13 protein-coding genes, 1 tRNA gene and 1 rRNA gene are annotated in these 18,856 nt (G+C 39.9%); 12 read left to right on the top strand and 3 right to left on the bottom strand.

Translation table 11 applies throughout. The features are described 5' to 3' along the window. The 5 genes from BJR36_RS16675 to BJR36_RS16655 form a co-directional block, all read left to right on the top strand. A 23S ribosomal RNA gene (locus BJR36_RS16675) occupies positions 1–132 on the top strand; the annotation flags it as partial. A 213-nt stretch (positions 133–345) separates the two neighbouring features. Then, a tRNA-Trp gene (locus tag BJR36_RS16670) sits at positions 346–418 on the top strand. A gap of 277 nt (positions 419–695) precedes the next feature. Next, on the top strand, positions 696–1,904 hold the full coding sequence (locus tag BJR36_RS16665; RefSeq protein WP_091236461.1) for a tyrosine-type recombinase/integrase: 1,209 nt from the start codon (positions 696–698) through the stop codon (positions 1,902–1,904). 309 nt (positions 1,905–2,213) lie between these two features. Continuing rightward, on the top strand, positions 2,214–2,981 hold the full coding sequence (locus BJR36_RS16660; RefSeq protein WP_169823759.1) for a GIY-YIG nuclease family protein: 768 nt from the start codon (positions 2,214–2,216) through the stop codon (positions 2,979–2,981). An 813-nt stretch (positions 2,982–3,794) separates the two neighbouring features. After that, positions 3,795–4,064, top strand: coding sequence for a hypothetical protein (locus BJR36_RS16655; RefSeq protein WP_091236456.1), 270 nt, complete (start codon positions 3,795–3,797; stop codon positions 4,062–4,064). 701 nt (positions 4,065–4,765) lie between these two features. Here the strand turns inward: BJR36_RS16655 and BJR36_RS16650 are convergent. Next, positions 4,766–5,902 (bottom strand): AAA family ATPase, encoded by a 1,137-nt coding sequence (locus BJR36_RS16650; protein ID WP_091236454.1) that lies wholly within the window; start codon positions 5,900–5,902, stop codon positions 4,766–4,768. A gap of 1 nt (position 5,903) precedes the next feature. Continuing rightward, on the bottom strand, positions 5,904–6,686 hold the full coding sequence (locus BJR36_RS16645) for a bifunctional DNA primase/polymerase (protein WP_207648897.1): 783 nt from the start codon (positions 6,684–6,686) through the stop codon (positions 5,904–5,906). A gap of 496 nt (positions 6,687–7,182) precedes the next feature. On the opposite strand from BJR36_RS16645, the gene BJR36_RS16635 reads away from it, so the two are divergent. From BJR36_RS16635 to BJR36_RS16620, 4 genes are all read left to right on the top strand, one after another. Next, entirely contained in the window at positions 7,183–10,680 is a 3,498-nt protein-coding gene (locus BJR36_RS16635) for a hypothetical protein (RefSeq protein ID WP_091236449.1), read from the top strand. Then, a complete protein-coding gene (locus tag BJR36_RS16630; RefSeq protein ID WP_091236446.1) occupies positions 10,677–12,749 on the top strand; it encodes a hypothetical protein in 2,073 nt (690 codons plus the stop codon). Before BJR36_RS16635 ends, BJR36_RS16630 begins: the two co-directional genes overlap by 4 nt. Before the next feature lie 502 nt (positions 12,750–13,251). Further along, entirely contained in the window at positions 13,252–13,806 is a 555-nt protein-coding gene (locus BJR36_RS16625) for a hypothetical protein (protein ID WP_091236444.1), read from the top strand. Between the two features lie 270 nt (positions 13,807–14,076). Continuing rightward, the gene (locus BJR36_RS16620; RefSeq protein WP_139133575.1) at positions 14,077–14,406 is read left to right on the top strand and encodes a hypothetical protein; all 330 of its coding nucleotides are present in this window, start codon (positions 14,077–14,079) and stop codon (positions 14,404–14,406) included. Between the two features lie 14 nt (positions 14,407–14,420). Here the strand turns inward: BJR36_RS16620 and BJR36_RS20425 are convergent, their stop codons facing one another. Next, positions 14,421–14,732 carry a hypothetical protein gene (locus tag BJR36_RS20425; protein ID WP_169823758.1) on the bottom strand — a complete coding sequence of 104 codons (312 nt, stop codon included), beginning with the start codon at positions 14,730–14,732 and terminating at the stop codon, positions 14,421–14,423. 343 nt (positions 14,733–15,075) lie between these two features. On the opposite strand from BJR36_RS20425, the gene BJR36_RS16615 reads away from it, so the two are divergent. Genes BJR36_RS16615 through BJR36_RS16605 form a run of 3 tightly spaced genes read left to right on the top strand, consistent with a single transcriptional unit; the run spans position 15,076 to position 18,850 of the window. Beyond that, positions 15,076–16,404 (top strand): ankyrin repeat domain-containing protein, encoded by a 1,329-nt coding sequence (locus tag BJR36_RS16615; protein WP_091236441.1) that lies wholly within the window; start codon positions 15,076–15,078, stop codon positions 16,402–16,404. Continuing rightward, a complete protein-coding gene (locus tag BJR36_RS16610; RefSeq protein ID WP_091236439.1) occupies positions 16,398–17,231 on the top strand; it encodes a radical SAM protein in 834 nt (277 codons plus the stop codon). Before BJR36_RS16615 ends, BJR36_RS16610 begins: the two co-directional genes overlap by 7 nt. Continuing rightward, the gene (locus tag BJR36_RS16605; RefSeq protein ID WP_091236437.1) at positions 17,228–18,850 is read left to right on the top strand and encodes a uracil phosphoribosyltransferase; all 1,623 of its coding nucleotides are present in this window, start codon (positions 17,228–17,230) and stop codon (positions 18,848–18,850) included. Before BJR36_RS16610 ends, BJR36_RS16605 begins: the two co-directional genes overlap by 4 nt. The last annotated feature ends 6 nt before the right edge of the window (positions 18,851–18,856 follow it).

Here is an 18,856-nt window from a genome sequence, read left to right as displayed (position 1 = left end):
CCCCCTCAAGATGAGATATCTCATAGCATAAGCTAGTAAGACCCCTTGAAGACGACGAGGTGGATAGGACAGAGGTGGAAGCATGGCAACATGTGTAGCTGACTGTTACTAATAGGTCGAGGGCTTGACCATAAACACTTAGGTGTGCAGTGGTTCATAGGATAGAACAAAAATGGATGATTGAATAGTTTGAATGTGTGGTTTTGAAGGTACATAATAAATATTGAATTTGATAAAAATTTAAGAGTGACTATAATGTAGTCACTAGAATTTTATCTTAATATAATATTGACATAATATGTATATCATGATAAAATTATTGAGTGTCTAAAAGACACAAAATGAAGGGATATAGTTCAGTTGGTAGAACGTTGGTCTCCAAAACCAAATGTCGAGGGTTCGAGTCCTTCTGTCCCTGTTTTTTAAAAAGCCAGAAAACCTAGCAATTGCAAGGGTTTCGGGCTTTTTTTGCGTTCAAGAAAGTCCATGAATGGTGGCTTGAATCACTCCTTTTCACTTCATTTCACTTCCAAAAAGGTGTACAAATGGGTGTACGCATTTGAAGGTTATGTTATGTGAGACCATTATATGGATTTTCGTTAAAATCAAGCCCATCTTTCATACTATACAAGTAGAAAGAGCGAGCTAATTGTGCCGTTTCTATACTACAAAAAAATAGAGCGGAGGTCATTATTATGGCTAAAAGAGAAAAAAAACTACCAAGGTATAGTTATGGAACTGGGTCGATGAGCAGAACAAAAAGCGGAAAAATCATGTATAAAAAGTGGGTAGGTGAGGGAGACAATAAAATACGCTTAACGACTTATGGTGAAACCGATGAGGAAGCACTTGAGAAGATGCAATTAAAAGAAAAGGAACACTGTACGGGTATAGAAAAAGCGAAAAAACAGAATATATCCTTTACATTAGGAGATAGTATAGGAGAATGGATGAGCCTCTATAAGTATAATACAATCCGGAACAGTAGCTATGACCGGGAAGAGGCGACTTTGAAAAATCAGATTCAGGGTTATGGTATTGCCAAACTACAGGTCCAGGCGGTTAAAGACAAGGATATAATAGGGCATCTACAGAAGCTAAACTGCGAAGGATATTCTTATTCGACAATCAAAAAAACATACGAAATTTTCAAGCAGTATTTTGACCATGTCTATAAGAATGATCCGGCTAAAAATCCTATGCGTAACGTCAAAATGATTGGCAAAGAAAATGTCAATACAGAAGAAAAAGTTGTAGAGGCCTTCGACGAGGAAGAAATCAATAAACTGATAGACGCAGCAATGTCAAGGCATGGAAATGGTGAGTACGTCTATTATCATGGCTTAGGAATCATATTCCTCATGTTCATATTTGCACGAGTAGGAGAGGGCTTGGCACTGCAGTGGAAAGACATAGATTTTGAGGGCAAAACCGTAAATGTATCGGAAACTGTGGCAAGATGTCTGGATAGGAGCGGAAATGCATCAGTGAAATATACAATGGAAACCCATAAGCCAAAAACCAAAAATGGGACGAGAGTCGTTAGCATGTCGGAAGACGCATGTAAAATAGCTGTTTTGCTCAAAAATCAGAAGAAACCGCCATCAGATGAGGAATATGTATTTGCAACCCGGGAAGGTACGGTGGCTATCTATCGTAATTTATACAGGGCATTCAATAGCATTACAAAGAAGGCGGGAATAAATAAAAAGTGTGGCCTGCATACCCTGAGGCACACCGGTATTACTTTATATATTAATCAAGGGGTAAAATTAGAACCATTATCAAAGATGGCAGGGCACAGCAGTATACAGATCACTGCTGATATATATTACAATTTGACCGATACAGCAAAAAAAGAAATTACTGCGAAAATGAATAGTAAATCTTTTATTGCTCGCTAATGGTAATGGATTTATAAATTATTTCTGGATCTATGGAATTATGAATTGGACAGAACTCTCTGCTCTTTTTTTAAAAATTGAAATACATACGAAAATGACATACTAATTCCAGACGCAGATAAGAGGTTTGGAGTGTTGCGTAGCGTTATGTTAAAACGAATTTAAAATGACGAAAGGAGAGGTGGTTTGCTTTGCTGATACAGAAGGGGAATATTGTTCAAGTTTTGCACGGAACGTAAAGCGATTGTTTTAAGCAAAAGATCCTGGTCGGTTATTGAAAAAACAAATTAGAATATGGAGGATGTCGAAATGAAGAAAAACAACACAAAAGAAAATGAAATCACCGGAATAATTTACAAATTGACCAATAATATTACGGGAGCTATCTATATCGGTGAAACAAAAAAACGTATCGAGGAAAGGATAGGGATGCATAGATTTAATTCTCAAAATGAGAAAAATCCTAATAGCAAACTATATAACAATATCCGTCATTATGGGTGGGAAAATTTTAATTGGGAGATATTAGAGTATTTGGCTGGATCTGATGATGAAAGGAAAGAAAGAGAACGTTACTGGATAGAACATTACAACAGCTTTGAAGATGGGCTTAACAGTTCCCGTGGGGGAAGGGGCCTATCCGGGCATAGACATTCGGAAATTACGAAGCTCAAAATCGGAAAGAAGCATAGGGGTAAAACTGCAATCATTGATTCAGTTACTGCAGAAGACATCAAAAGGAGATTAACGGAAGGAGAAACGATGAAGGTCTTGAGTGACGAATATAGTATCAATATAACAACAGTGCGTGAGATTAAACTGCTGCATACATGGTGGTATATTTGTCCGGAACTCAATAAAAAACTCAAAGAGTTGACAAAGACGATTATCAGAGAAAGAGTCGATTACAGCGGAATAATGAAGTTGGATCCGACGACGAGAGAAATAATTGCGCTTTATGATAGTGTCACAGAAGCAGCAAAATCAGTAAAAGCCGAAAGCACAAATATAAGTGCATGCTGCAGAGGTAAGATTAAAACATGTAGAGGATATGTTTGGAAGTATTGGTTAAAATAAGCAATTGTGATAAAATGAAAAATCATTTAGGGTTCAAAAGTGAAAGAGTATCTGATAGGGCATTCTAAAGTAAAAGTCAAAGATGATATAATAACTGATACATATTAAAGAGACCCTTGAAAAAAGAGGAACTGTCGTTAAGATGACAGTTCCTCTTGCTTTATTGTCCAGCTGGAAAGCAGGATACGCCTACAGACCACATGACAACACGTATCGGGATTGTAAGGATGTGATAGTGGATTTAACTATCATCAAGATAGTTGAACAAAAAACAAAGCGCATTCTCTATACAGACTACGTATTGATAAGGAGTATGTGCTTTTTGTCGGTAGAACCTGCGCCAATTCGTTCTCAAAAAATCATATAAAAATTTGGTTTTCTCCGAAAGCATGCCAACTAGAGGTATAGCTTATTTCAAGAAAGGAAACCACATCGATAAAGGCAACAGCGTCGTAATAGGTAAAAATCAAACATTACAACACTATATTCTGGGACCCCATGAGGCCGTAGCCGAAAGCCATGCTACGCCATCGATGGTGCGACATCGAGCAGGACGCCTTGTCGAAGCTTGGTGCGAAGGTATGCAACAATGCTATGGAGCATAAGCGCCATCCAGACGATCCGGATTATTGTATCCTTTTATCGGTTAAGCCACGCTAGGTGGAGGAGTACAGTCCGCGCGGGGAATTCTCCAAGGCTCCAGTGCGAGAATACGAAAATACTCGTATTCTACCGGGACAATATGTTTCTGATAGCTGACAGACATGCAGAAAAGCTCAAGCGTTACCATAAGAGGGACTGGGGGGGATTGACATGGATCTAAAAAAGTACGATTTGGACTATTACATCCGGCGCTGCGGCATGAAGAAGGTGTCTGCGCCGTTGCTGATGCGGAAGTACAGGGAGTTGTTCCAGCTCATTTCCTTCACGGAGAGTGTCACGCTGTCTATGAAGCATCTAGAAGATAGCATCATCATCGCGGTGAAGCTCAGAAACAATAATAGCGTGGTTTGCAACACTATGAGGACAGACGAGACTGTCTTTGCCAGAAGGTTCATTGGCCTGGCAGGAGAAAAAGACTGACTCTACCATCAGCTGAACCGTATAAAGAAGGTTCAGCAGAACGGGAGCGCGATGATGCTGGTGCTGTGGGTGCTGGAGAACGTTACAAACCTGGAATCAGCCCGAAACCGGCATGGGCCATCGTGAACTACGCCATGGAGTGACATGCCAACACCAGCGCGTTCGAGTACCTGAACAACGTTTGAAGGGCATCCGCTTTGCAGAGTCTGCGGCTCGCAACACCAACCGGTTGGCCTGACAGGGTCACGAGAGATGTCGACAGCACAGCATATGCACGCTCCCAGGCGGCACAGTGTCCGGTAAGGGAGTCTATGTCTACCATTTTAGCATGATGGGGAGCAGTATCCGGTCATGCCTGTGACAGAACTTGAGTTGGCGGAATAGATACTGGTTTATAGAAATAAGTATCTTTTGTAGAATGTTGGAATCATGGCGCGAATGCACCAAAAGCATAGTGCCTTCATGATTCTGAGAGTCACAGATACCCAGTCCTAGAAACGTAACATAATGACATCTTTGCATTAACCGAGTATTCTGGTTTTAAGGAATAAGCAGATTCTAGGGTATTAGAGGTATTGATGGTATTGAGATTAGGGAGCAACCACCAGTTATATGGCATTTCATCAATATCTATCAATACTATAAATACCTTTAGGGGATAGTGTGATTCTATCAATACCTCGGTAGGAGACCAGTCAGTATCAGGCAATGGTTTGCATAGTAGGCGATATGGACTGCTGATATGAATATGTTTTTGAACCGCTCCCGTTGTTGATTACAGTGCAGGTAATGCCATCGTACTTTTCAAGGAGTACATTAAGCTTCCTGATATTCATGCCGAGTTTCGTGACGCTATCGGATATGGGCATTTTATAATGCGTGCTTGCATCAATGATGTCGGATACTTTACCCTTCCACGCCCCGTCGCCCGTATGCACGAGTAGCCTGATAATCTTTGCTGCCGGCAAAGCGTTGTATTGCTCCCTCGCTCTGAGCTCGTTGTACTCTTCCATGGTGCCAGCCGCGTGCCAAGTGCCGGTGTTTTTATCAAAGTCAAGCATGATATCGTTGGACTCGACGTCTCGGCCGCAGATGCTCATCTTAGTGTGACGATCGGATCTGTCCTCTTTGAACATCGTAATCATGCAGTCCATGGCTCCGTTTATTCCGTAGGTTCCACTGATGTTGGCAAATGGATCGTTCGGATTGCTTTCTTTCCGGCTGTGATGTACTAATAAGATGCAGAGATCATACTTTGTCGCAATCTCTTTGATTGCCTTCATATCGTTATAATCAGCCTGGTATGCGTTGTCATTTCGGCTCCGGCTTCCGCTCCTGATATACTGCAATGTGTCAAATACAATCAGCTTAATACCCGGACGCTCCTCTATTAGACTGGTTATCTGTTCTTCGAGGCCTTTCGTCATCGATCTGCATTCTGTGGTGAAGAGAAGCTCCTTTGGAAAGGGAGCTTCTCCTTTTATTTTCTTGAGACGGTCATTCAGCCTATTAGGGCTGTCCTCCAGTGCAAAATAAACAACCTCACATTTGCTGGTAGCATGGCCTAAAAAATTGCGTCCCTCTGCAACCGCAATGCAGAGATTCAGCACAAACCAAGATTTTCCAGCCTTGGGTGGTGATGCTATGATACTGAGTCCGTGAGGCAGCATGTCTTCTACGACGAATTGAACTGGCTGTAAATTCATATTCTGAAGATTCTGTGCGCTAAAAAACTGTAGCGGTTCAACCGTCTTTTCATTGGAGGGCACAACTTTCCCATTTTTTGCTGTCATCCGTGTTTTTTTTTCGAGCATTTCATCGACTTCGTTCTGTGTCATTCTACAATCCCTTTCTGGTCTTTCTGGTTCTAGTTTTAATTGCGCTTTTAAGTTTGTTTCTGACGATTCTCTCGCCTAATGGTGGTTGGCAGTTTTCTTTGTCTGCCTGGAGCATGATTAGCAATGCTTCATGCTCATTCACGCCTCGACCTAGCAAGGAACATGCAAATCGGAACATGGTGCCGTCTCGCTCGCCATCGTAGATTATTTCGGGCAAATAAAAACGCTTGCTCTCAGCATTTTCGAAATGGACTTTTTTGTACTGCATCCCGTCAACAACGAATTTCAAGACCCTTTCATCTGTGTTTGCAATGTTGCAGTCGTAGGATGCCACATCCCAGGTATATAGCCTGCCATTTGGATGTCTTGATGGCGGAGCTATTATACACCCTCCATCGGCGCGTATATCAACTCCGGACTGCCGCTCAAATAAATCAGTTGCGCTATCAATTTTATAATTGCACCGATACCAGAAATGTAGCCCGCCTGTCCCGCTGATTGCCATCCAAGTGTCTGGGAGCTCGCCGTTCTGCCGCTCGAACTTTCGGAGATAATCATAGCCGTATATTCCGAGGTCTTCCTTTATATCAAAATCCAGCACCAGTAGCCCGCCGCTTTTCTGCCCAGTAGCTACTGCGATATTGGCGTCGGGGTATCGGGTCCACCATCGTTCTATTTGTTCGATGTCTGTCGTCGCATCATTAAATCCATTTTTAGACAGAAATCTATTTTTGGTTCCAAACTTTAATGGTACGATGGCAAATCCATTTCGTGCATATGTCAAAGCATGATCTTTCATAGTTTTTTTCTGCATTCTTCTAATATCCTTTCTTGTTCTGATTAGTTTAGTAACGAAATCTTCTTTGTGAATGAATAAAAAAATTCATAGACAGTATGGTAAGATAGCTGGAAGTTTGCAGATTTATTTTTGGAAATCGACGTATTTTTTTTAGTACATAGATTTTGAGAGGTTTTTATTTGCAGAGTTGTTTAAAAGTGGTATAATATTAGGTTTTTCAAATGAAATGATATTGAAACAGAAAGTTATTACTAGCCAGAATAGGTTGGGTTATGGTAAGCGCTGTGATTCCTTGTGGGAGTGAGCCTAATAAGATTGGAGATACATTTCAGCTTATTCTTGACTTTTATGTGAGGAAAGAATGGTCTTCTAAAGGCAAGAATACTATAATATGGATAAAAGCCACTCTATGTCCCTGCCGGGCAAGAATACAGCAGGGACGAACAATGCGCACTACCCATGAAGACCAGGAGGAATGAAAATGAAAGAGACAATCGATCGCTTTATCCGATCGACGACAGAACGCAATGGCCTGCTGTTGGCAGACCTGCCCACAGGGTATGGAAAGACATACAGAGCAGCAAGAAGCATTCATGAATATATTCGGGACACAGAAAGTCTCCAAAAGGTATTTTTTATTACGACGCTGATTAAGAACCTGCCCATCGATGAACTGAAGAAGGCATACAAAGACGCTGGAGATTCGGAAGGATACGACCGGGATGTGCTTGTAATCCGGTCTAATTTTGACTGCGTGCGCAAGAGTCTTCTGGGATTGAATGTACCGGAACAGCATCAGACGGAAGCGTACTGGCGTTTGCGGGAAAAACTTGAGACTCTCGAGAGGCTGGAAAAGAGAGGCGGAGAATTTTCCGTACTCAAGGGGGAGATCGCCAAAGAAATACAACAGAAGCTTGAGCCGGATTTTCGCACAGATATTAAACGGATTATCAAGAAAGAGCTGCCAAATCGCAGTAACGAAAGAAGGGAGGCCATCCGAGGGCAGAAGAACTATCGGTGGATTGGAGAATTATACCCAGCCGTGTTTACAAGCGATTATAAGGTATATCTGATGACGGTTGATAAGTTTCTTGTGAAAAATTCAACGCTTGTAGAACCGTCCTATGAGTTTATCCAGCATTCGATTTCTGACAATGCGATTATTTTTATTGATGAATTTGATGCCACGAAGGAGACCATTCAGAAGTCGATTATTCAGAAGGCAATCAATTCTCAGCAGGACTATATAAGCCTGTTCAAGCAGCTGCATGATGCAATGCTATTGCGCGAATGCCCGGATAATCTGCAAAGGCCATACCAGGAATACATGCGCAATCATAAGTCGGCATATGGTTACGAGGACCTGCAGAAAGAAGCTGAATCCATATACAAGGAATTTCATCTGAAACATAGTTATAAGACGGTATCAGGGGACATTGATCGTAGGCAGAACTTTTTATTTAACGATGGCTCATACCATACAATGCTGCGAAATAACCGAACCCATATAAGGGTGACGCCGAATGAAGAAGCCAGGCAGGTCAGCATTCATTTTGAGGGTAAAGATGAATATGATAGAAATAAAAGTGGACAGGATATCATCATTCATCAGCTGATTCGCAGCATCAACGGTTTTTTGAACAGGTTTCGGCTTATGGTGTTTGGTTGGTCCAGCGTGTATGCTGACTGCGTCAACCGGAGCCGGGAGGAAACGGAAGATCTGTTTAGTGCAGAAAATGCCATGAGAACTATTTGTAGGCATTTTGAACTGTCAGAAGGGCAGGCAGAACTGCTTATGGGAGGTCTTAACTGGAGCGGGGGAGTGCAAAAAGAGGAAGGAGAGTCAGTTCCAGATTTATCTTTTTATGCAAATGGGTTCCGATATTTCGAATTTACAGACAGCGATAGCCATCTGACACAGACGGCATTCAACTATATTCAGATACTCGACACACCCGAGAAGATTCTGCTGTATTTATGCAGGAAATCCAAGGTGGTCGGAATATCTGCCACGGCAACCTTGCCCACAGTAATCGCAAACTATGATACAGGATATCTGTCAGACATGCTGAAGGACCGGTATGTGCAGGCGGAAAATGAGGTTTATGAGAACATCAGGCAGGAGCTGGACCAGCAATGGATGGCATATTCCGAGGGACGGATATCTGTGAGGGTTGAAATCATTGACCACAATCTCGATCATCTGCTTCTGGAAGAACGGCTTAAGGATGTGGCTTCCGATCGGGACTTTGTGAAGGGATTTGCAAGCAAGATTCAGGCAAAGGTTGGCGACAACGAATATTTATGGAAGCGATATTGCAGCATAATCAAGGCCATGCGGGAGTTCGTCGCTCGGGATGACATCCAATCGTTTCTATGCCTTAACATGGTACTTCCGAAAAGTGGTGGAAACAGTCCTGCTTTCGACCGTGACCTGCTGGAGGAGGCAATGGATGATTTGCTCGAGATTCATGGAAAAGCGAAAGGCCTGTCTGCCAGCAGTTGCATCGTGGTTCTGAAGGGAGAGAACTTCGCGGCAGAGAGGGATGAGGTTTTGGACAGGCTAGGAAGGGGAGAGAAGATATTCATCTTCTCGTCCTACAAGACGATAGGAGCAGGCCAGAACCTGCAGTATGATGCCGTCGACGTCAGCCGTTTCGTGAAGACTGGTGTAGCAAAGGGATCGGACGACAGCAGGATATGGATGAAGGACATGGATGCCCTGTTCCTGGGTGATATCACGAATATTTCCGTTAATACATATGATGCAGAGAATTTTGGAAAGGAAGAGTTGGCGCGGTTCTTATTTCAGGCGGAATATCTGTACCAGAATGACGAAATCAGCCATAGTATCCTGAACAGGCTCATACGTCTCGGATTCCGTGCCTATGCTGGGAACCGTGAAGGGGATTCTGTAGCAGCAAAGAAACTATCGGACGCAAAAAGTATCCGTAGGCAGGCTACAAGGGATATCATGCAGGCAGTAGGCAGAATATGCAGAACATTCCTTAAGAATCCGGTTGTATATATCTATACCGTAGAATCAGTCATGACAAAGGTGGAATTCGACTGTCTGGAAGGGCAGCTTCTGTGCCCGGAAATGAAGGCACTGGTAGATGCAAAGAGGCAGTTCGGATATCGGCAGAGGGAAGAGGATGAAAGAGTGCTGAACCGGGCCGAACGCATCTCAACAAGAGGAAAAGAACTGATTATGAAGATGCTCTCTCGAGACTGGACGGAAGAAAGCATGCTCCTTTGGAAGAGGCTGCGGGAGACTGTGCTTGCAAAGCCGACAGCGACGCCAGAGGAATCCAGGCAGAACGAAATCATAGAAAAGCTTTATGTCACAGGAGGAGAAGCGCACAAGGCTTATCTCTATGCTCAGAAGGGGGATTTTTCCGACGTCGTCATAGAGTTTGAAAATGACCGACATGTGTTTGCAGCAGGTATTCGGTGTGAAGGAAAGATTGTGTCCTGCGTAAGCGAGGACGATGCAAGGCTGCAGGATATCCTACGATATCCAGGCATGCAAAGGCACTTTTGGGAAAAAGGATGGGCGACTTCCTTTATGCCAGAGGAATTCATCCTGAGTCCAGTTCTGTTCCATAACATCTATAAAGGCGCATTGGGAGAAGCGGCTGGAAGATACATTCTTCAGAGGGAATTGGGGATGGAACTTCATGAAATTGAGGATCCCTCAAGTTTTGAATTTTTTGATTATCAGATCAATGAAGGCGTGTACCTTGATTTTAAACACTGGAAGCAGCAATATATGGTGGATAGGGAAAAAACAAGGGAAGAAATCAGAAGGAAGCTGGATATAATAGGAGGACAGAGAGTGTACATAATCAACATTCTGGCTGTCGATAGTTTTGTGCCGCACAATGATGGGAGGATTGTCGAGATTCCCTGTCTGCTGAATACGGATGGAACTGCCAATGAAAAGGCACTGAGACTTTTGAAGGGGGAATGCATATGATATTAAGCAACAAGCTGAATGTAGAGTTCAAAAGAGAGAATATTGATAGGGATTTCGACATTTACCGTGTGACGAAGGAGGCGAAGGAAAACTACTATTCGTCAAATGTTCTGGACATTCCAAACATTATGTTTAAGGCAAAATCTGTCGTATATACATTTGGTAATGACTGCTTTGTTATGTTCGGAGAAGGAATGCTGGAAAAGGAGCGATTCAAAGAGGAACTTGCAAGGGAGCGTCCAGATGCGGTTATTCAGAAAATCGACCTGATGAAGGATAATGCAATCTATCCCAATGTGCTTGCCCAGCTGATATTCAATACCCTGGCCAGTCCTGACCGGCGGAGCCTGCAGTATAACAATATTACGGGAAAACTTCTGTACGAAAGGGCTGGATGGATGACGTCCAGAAAAGGCGTTCCAACTACATTTTACATGCTGAGATTCAGGCTGACGAAGGATTTTTATATTTCTATGGAAATAGAGACCTATTCCAATGTACATGATGTCATAAAGTACTATAAGAAGGCAAATACATCGCAATATGTCTTTGACAGGGAGTCTGGACGGTTTCGTAAGAAACTGCACAATGACGACTACGGACCGAAAGAAAGTTATGTGAAGAGGAGCCTCGGTTCCGAGCATAATACGGTCTATTTCCTTGATTTTACATCCTATAAGGCCTTTCAAAACTGCAAGGTCGGAATTTACGGTCAGTTTGTCCAGGATGTCCGCGATCATCTGGGTGAATATATAGAGATAGAGAACGCTGGTTATGAGGACTACGAAAGCTTCCAGCCAGATGCCGGGTTTGAGAACAGGGACTACTCATCTATGCTGGGAAGACATCCCATTCGTATTGATGATGTCGAAGGTACCGAGGAATCCGCGATATACTGCAAGGCTGCCGTAAACATTTTCCGAAAGCATTATGGACAAGAGGTATCCATCGGTGAAGCACAAAAAGGAGCATATAACATCAGGGTGCTTCGAAACCGCGAATACTATAAGAGTCTGGGCTTAGACGATCCTTATGGGAAAGTAGTTGAGGGGGCGGTTGTCCAGCATATGACAATAGATGACGTCCAGATTGAAAAGTTTGAAAAGAGCATAAAGGATGGCAGATTTGAAGTATCATCTGTGTTCGAGAAAATTATTCAGGAGATGCTTATTAAGGATGATATTCGAGAAGGAAGGATTGAGATAGCTGACTGGAAACGGCTTGGATACAAGCAGGCCTGGACCTTTGTAAGACCCTGGACTTATCGGGACGATACAAACAGAATGAAGGTGAAGTTTTACCGGATACGGATAGAATGCGATGGAAGATTTTTCATAGACAGGCATGAGAAAGGAGAAGGATTCCTGCTGGATGACGAGTGGGAGGCCATCGAGAATGCATATGACAGCCACAACAGGATGCAGGATCGGGCTGTCGATGGGCTTGCTTATACAGACTTCAGAAATATCTACGTTATCATGAGCACTGATCAGCGGACGATGCCTCACTTCGAGCAGCTCGAGGAAGCGTTGCGCTATAGTGACAAGGAGAAGAAAGTGCCTACCAGCATTATACTTGATTGTGCAGAACGGTTTATGGAGGATTGTGAGGAATTCAGGGATAAGACGGAAATCTTCATTGAAAGAATCAAGAGCCTTTCAAGTCCTGCTAGCATTAAAGATATCAACAAAATGCTGGATATGAGAGGAAACAAGAAATTCGGGAAAGTCATGAACCAGTATATATATGAGAACATTGGCGTGATGATTAATTCGTGTCTTAAAAGTAAGGAAAATATCTGGAAATTGACACCTATGTTAGATATTAAATATTTCCGCAAGTATGGTCGCTTCTATTATTTTATTGGAACAAAGAAAAAGAGCCTTAAGCAATCCATCCATAATGCATGCCTGTTACGGGAGATTGCCGCAACGGGTGGGCAGATGGACTTTGAATCTTTGATGCCGCTTATGGCAGTGGAATTCGTCCGAAACAGGCAGTATACGGTAGTGCCGTTTCCTTTTAAGTATTTGAATGAAGTCATTAATTCCGACAATATGTATTGTTAGGATGTATTCTACGATATTATGAAGCGTTTTGTCCGAGAGCTTTTTTTGAATAATGGAAGGTAAGGATTGAGTGATACAAAAATTGGAACCAATATGAGATATAAAATAAGAGGGGTTTTCAAAACTACGAGTTAGAATTCGTTGGTTTTGGGAACTCCTCTTTTTGGTAACGAGTGAAATACTTTTGAGCATTAATCACAATTTAGGACATGGAATCCGAAGAAAAAAAAAAGTTTGAAAAATAGCAAACCCGTTGTGCATAAGCGTATATTTTCTATCATACTAATAGGGCTGAGGTATTTAAATGGATATTTTATCAATTTCAGCAAAAAAATAAGGAGGAATACACATTTGTTACAGCGTAGAAAGTACAATGATACAAAACCAATAGAATCTGCAAATCGAGGACTGTGTAAAGGACACAGCCCACCAACAATAATAATTATAAATGGAGATTTTTTATGTAGCAATATCAAAATAAAAATAGAATAGGAGTAAAATAATGAAAAATTGGAAATGCGTAAACTGCAATACGACAATTTATAAATGCGAATATGATAAAGGGGATAATTATGAGGAGGATTTACGTTACTTTGCGGTTTATCATAATGACACAGATTTGTTGGGCAAAATTTATCCGGCAACAATAGAGGATACGCAAGAGTGCATATCAGCTTTGGACAACCACGAATGTCCAATATGCTCAGGATGGGAAGATGGTCTTGGCAATAAATGCAATCTGTTTGGTTGGGGAGATGAGCATATAAGGAAAATTGCAATGTTAACAGAAAAACCAAATTGGGAAGATGACACAAAAGAAGAATACTACATAAATTATAACACAGGAGGGGGGAATTTTTACTATGAAGGTACTTTGAAAGAAGCCATGGAAGCGGCTGAAGAAGGTATTGCCTTTACAGGGTGCTCTATTTCAGTGGAATTAAATGATTGGGAGGTGGCAACGCTACCGTGGTATAATGTGGCAGCTCGTGATGGGTCTATTGTGACAGCTGGTTATGGTGATTTTGGCCATTATGGAGAGTGGCAGTTAGATTAGGATTTAAAAAAATGTGAAAAAATAAATTTTCACAACTCAATAATAGGACTTATTAGGCCATGGAGGGGTAGAAGTCCCATTCATGCCTGATAAGCAAAAAGCATAAAAATTTTCAGAAAGGTCTTTGAAATGCAGCAGAAAAAAGCAAATCAAAAGATCAGGCTCGATTTATTATTTAAAAGAACCAGAATAAAGAGAATCGAAGAACACGCAAGGGTAAAACGATGTACCCTTGACATTACGTTACAGAAAGATATGAGGAAATCAATTATGAAATTAATTAAACCTAAGCGATCGAAATTAATCAAAAATAAGCTTCAAATGAAAGAAATCTTATTGATGATTATGCAGAAAAAGAATGTTAATATGAAGAAACATACGGGTATGATAGAGGAATCCGAAGGATTTGATGTTGATAATAAGTATACGCTTCAAAACATTACTTATCGAGGTACGCATACGGTGACAATGTATACGCTAATATATTGGTGGCATACGCAGGAGTTATTTTATTTTATGAGTCAAAATTTGCTTGGAGCAAATGGAAAAATCACAGAAATAGATACAGATTATGATGCATTTGATTTTAATATATTTTAATTGTAATGTGCAATTTAAGATTGCAACCGGGCATGATGATGCATTGCCAACAGGGCATGCTGGAGACCAAAAGCAGAAAAATGCACTAAATGCATGTTGGTGTGTGAGTTTAGATGTTCATTCTTGTGAACATCAAAAACACCAACTTTTTGTTGAAAGTAATGAAGTATGAAACCGAAAAATAGAAAATCTGAAAGCCATACCGTCTGCTGTATGGCTTTTTCGGCATGGTTGGGGAGCAAAAGACATGCTGTTATCGCAATAAATTCACTTAATGTGTGCAATTTGTAAACTGAAAAGGGATATGAATATTGAGCTTTTTTCATATAAAGAAAAGGGCTAAAAATCATGAGGAAGAAAATCGTATCATATGCAATGAAGAGACGGAGCTTGAAAGTATAACGAAGTTAAGATTATAGAGCTAGTAGAAGATTGTACTTAGAAGGTAAGTTATATCCTGCAGGCTTTTTTGTGTCGTGGATAGTACGCGCTGTTGCATCAATAAAGGAATAGTTGCATTAATAGTGCTAATTACAGTGAATGTTGCATGATGTAGAGATATGTTGCGAAAACAGTGCTTTATATTGAGAAAAAAGCAACAAATGTTATAATAGGAATATGTTGCCGAAGGTGTTTTGTATTTTAACATATATGAGAGGGGAATATATAATGGATAAAACAAATGATATTACGTTTCTTTGCACTAGATTAAAAGAGCTTCGCGAGAAGAATGGATGCACAATGGACGAAATGGCACAAAAGCTTGCTGAAAATGGTATAGCGCCAAATAAGTCTTCTATTTCACGAGTTGAATCGGGAAAAACTAGTGAGAAAACTGTCCTTGAAATGGCAGAAAAATATTGTAAAGTTTTTGGGATGTCTAAATTTCAGATAGAACAGTTTCTTCGTGGAGATAAAATTGCAGTTCCGGATACTTCTGCATTATTAAAGAATGTACAGCTTATTGATGAATTAAATAAGGAATATGGCAAAGTAGTAATTCCCAAGATAGTAATCGATGAATTGGATAGAATGAAAAATAATTTCAATCAAAAATATTCTTTAGGACTTTGTAAGCGAGCATGGGAAGTTATTCGTGGTATTAGTTATGGGGAAAGAACGATAACCATGGACTATACTGGTGATAGTTCAGAAGATAATGATGATTGTAAAATAATTTATATTGCTCAAGAGGCATCGGATAAATATTACTGTAAAGTGGATATTATAACTAATGATACAGACTATTCTGCATATCTTAAAGGTCACGAGGCAGTTTCTGCATTGCATTTAAGAGAATATATGGCAACAAGACAAGGTATTATAAATATGGAGCGATTGATGCGTGTAAATAAATATTATTCAGATTCATATGACGATGTGGAGATTCCTGGTTCAGAAGAAATGAATGCATATATGCCAGATGGAAATACATTGATTATTTCTTGCGTACGAAACTCAGATGTTCCAATTAATCAAAGAAAAGAAAAACTCAGATGGCTTATAGCTCATGGAGCAGATGTAAATAGACGAGATTGTGGGAGTAAGTATCTACCAGCACTTTCATATGCTATTCAGATGAAAGATCAATATGAAATGTTTATATTTTTGCTTAACGAGTGTAAGGCTGATCCAAATGCCGGTAGTAGAAATCCACATGGTGCGGGTAAAGTGCGCCAAAAGAATGAAGGAAATATGCCTTTGATGATTGCAGCATGGTGGGGAAAAGATAAATATGTAAAAAAGCTATGTTCAGATGAAAGAATAAGCATTAATCAGCAGGATGAGAATGGATTTACAGCACTAATTAAGGCATGTGCAAATGGAAAACTAGGGTGTAGAGATATTTTAATAAAAGCGGGAGCCGATACGAGAATAATAGATATAGACGGAAAGAATTACGAGGATCATTATAACGATTTCCTTGAAATGGGGCCATTAATGACTCGTTTCAAGAGAGACAAGCAAAACAAAAGAAGGAACGAGAGGAAATGGTAAAAAGAGCATGTATATCAATTAACAATAGATGTAATCTCAATTGCAAGTATTGCCATTTTCATTATAAACAGGAATACATCCAAGAGAATGAAATGGATGTGTTTAAGATTCTAGACAATATAATTAGTCATATTGATGAGCATAAACTTGAATTGTTTAAACTTGGATTTGTCGGCAATGGAGAACCTTTGATAGATTATCCAAAGCTAAAAGAATATATCCTTTATATATCAGAATATCTTAAGACCGGTAAAATTGCTGCTTATACAATAACGAATGGGCTACTTATTGATCGGGAGAAACTTGACTTCTTTAAGAGAAATAATATTAATGTCGGATTTTCAATTGATGGAATTCAGCCTATTCATGATATGTATCGATGTAATACCCATGCTAAGGTTATGGATAAAATCAAGTTGTTTAAAGAGGTGTTTGGAAAGTACCCATCCATGAATTGTACAGTTGGAAAAGAAGTAATAAAAAATGCGGAGGAAACAATAGCATTTTTCCAACAGTTTGAAAATCGTATTACCTTTTCGAGAATGATTGGAGAAAATGGTATTTCATTACAAGATTTTCATGGCTTTCTGAAACGTGCAATGGAAACTTTGAATGTTAGAACCGGTGGATATGACTGCACAATGTATGGTGGTTTATGCGGTGCAGGGATGGATAATGTATTCTATGCAAATGGAAGTGTTTATATTTGCGGTAATTGTATAGATTTACCCTATTTTATGTCGTCAGATACAGCATTGGATAATGTGAGTTTTGATGTAAAGGAATTTGATAGACATTGTTGTTTTAAGGAGGTATTGGCTAATTGAAAATAGCGTTATATGGAATGCCTTGTGCTGGAAAAACATTTATTATGGAGAAAATGTCTAATGTAAAGGTTGTTCATGGCAGTCAGGAATTAAATAGAATTAGTGGTGGATTTTTTTCTGAGCTGTCAGAAGATGAGAAACGAGATGTAAGGGTTAAGTACACGGAATATATCAAAAGTCTTAAAGATGAAATTATAATTTCAGATGGTCATTATTCTTTTATGGAGAAGATTGCATTCACAGAGGCTGACGGAGAGCTTTATGATGTATTTGTATATATTTATTGTAAACCGGAAACTTTATTGGGAAGATATAAAACATCAGAAAAGAATAAAAAATTTGCAAATAATTCAGTAGCAGTAATCGAGCAATGGCAGTTATTTGAAATGGGATCGCTGAGAGAGGAATGCCATAGTCGAAACAAGGATTTCTATGTTGTAAGTGACAATGAAACAGATAATTGCGGATTTGCAGATTTTCTTGAATTTGTAAAGAATGGATTTAGTTCATATAAACTTGCTGAGACTATTTGCCAAGAAATTAGAAAGATTTATCCCGTACCAGGAAAGTTATATATAGTGGATGGAGATAAGACCATCATTAAGCAAGATTCATTCAGATTTTGCTGCAATGGAACTACTTTTGTGTTTGATGGAAATTTCTACACTGGATATCAGTCATTCTTATTTAAGGGAGAACTGAAAGGATATGAAATACCTGATAATAAAATTTCTGCAATTGAAATTAATGAAGCTATTTGGAAAGAAATTAAAGACTTCAATTATGTGATTCTTTCATCAGGTATTTCGGATTTGTGGGCAAAGATTGGAGAACAAAAAGGACTACTAAATATCTTTGCAGATCCATTGATTTCTGCTGATACCAAATATTTTGTTGTTAAGTTATTGAAGGAACAAGGATACACAATTACTGCATATGGTGATAGTAAAATTGATGCTTTTATGCTTCGGGAGGCAGATGAGAGTATATTGTATATTGGTGAACGGATTAGTCGATCACTTAAAGGAGAAGATATTTGCGGAATCCATTTAATATATGATCATGCACCATATGTTCTTGCAAAGGAAAAGAAAGCAGAAATTTTAGCGGATATTGCTATATGCAAATCCGATTCTGGCATAAATGGAAGCTTTTTAGCTGGGGCACATTTAAGATTAGGAATACAGTTGGGAGAAAAGATGGCAACAATGATTCCAGAGCAGAATACAGCGCTTCTGGTTTTAGAGCGAGGAGGCAGATTCTTTGGAGATGGATTCTACATGGGATTCGGTGGAACTTTTTATTCAATAAATCCATCTAAGGAGAAATTGCCAAATATAAAGGAAGATAGAATTGTAATTGTCGATAGTGTGATTAATTCGGGAAAGTCAATTCATAAAATGATATCTGATATGAAGGCTGAGAATCCTACAATGGATATAATAATAGCAACCAATGTAATTCAAAAGAATACACTCTTGCTGTTTGAAGAATATAAGGTGTTTACAGTGAGAGTTTCAGAAAATTCTTTTGTTGGAAGAAATCAAGCTAAGCAGATTGGGAAAACTGGACCGGATACAGCTGATAGACTATTTAACTTGATTGAAAGGCGATTTTAATATTTT

The sequence above is a fragment of the Anaerobium acetethylicum genome (assembly GCF_900096945.1).
In the GTDB taxonomy this organism is placed as follows: Bacteria; Bacillota; Clostridia; order Lachnospirales; family Lachnospiraceae; genus Anaerobium; species Anaerobium acetethylicum.
This window is presented reverse-complemented; position numbering and strand designations above follow the sequence as displayed.